Below are 778 nucleotides of genomic sequence, written 5' to 3' on the forward strand. Positions count from 1 at the left end.
TTCCAGTGCCCGTGATGCCGAGAAGCTCAAGGCCAAGGACGCCTTCGACGTGCTGGTGGTCGGCGGCGGCCCGGCCGGCGCCGCAGCGGCCATCTACGCCGCGCGCAAGGGCATCCGCACCGGCGTCGCGGCCGAGCGCTTCGGCGGTCAGGTGCTGGACACCATGGCCATCGAGAACTTCATCTCGGTGAAGGAAACCGAAGGCCCGAAACTGGCCCGCGCGCTGGAAGAGCACGTGCGCGAGTACGAGGTCGACATCATGAACCTGCAGCGCGCCAGCCAGCTGATCCCGGCCGGCGAAGACGGCCTGCATCGCGTCCGGTTCGACAACGGCGGCGAGCTCAAAGCCAAGACCCTGATCCTCGCCACCGGCGCGCGTTGGCGCGAAATGAACGTGCCGGGCGAGCAGGAATACCGCGGCCGTGGTGTCGCCTACTGCCCGCACTGCGACGGCCCGCTGTTCAAGGGCAAGCGCGTGGCGGTGATCGGCGGCGGCAACTCCGGCGTGGAAGCGGCCATCGACCTGGCCGGCATCGTCGCCCACGTCACCCTGCTGGAATTCGGCGAAGAGCTGCGTGCCGACGCTGTGCTGCAGCGCAAGCTCAACAGCCTGCCCAACGTCCGCGTGCTGAAGATGGCGCAGACCACCGAGGTCAAGGGCGACGGCCAGAAGGTCACCGGCCTGGTCTACAAGGACCGCAACAACGACGAGATGCACGAAGTCGAGCTGGAAGGCATCTTCGTGCAGATCGGCCTGCTGCCCAACAGCGAGTGGCTC

The 778-nt window shown here is 67.6% G+C and carries 1 protein-coding gene; it reads left to right on the plus strand.

Annotated elements, in window-relative coordinates; translation table 11 throughout:
* Positions 1–778 (plus strand): FAD-dependent oxidoreductase (locus NAO55_RS20890; RefSeq protein WP_256070323.1); only part of this gene is annotated, 778 nt, incomplete at both ends.

The sequence above is a fragment of the Stutzerimonas frequens genome, from assembly GCF_024448335.1.
GTDB lineage: Bacteria > Pseudomonadota > Gammaproteobacteria > Pseudomonadales > Pseudomonadaceae > Stutzerimonas > Stutzerimonas frequens.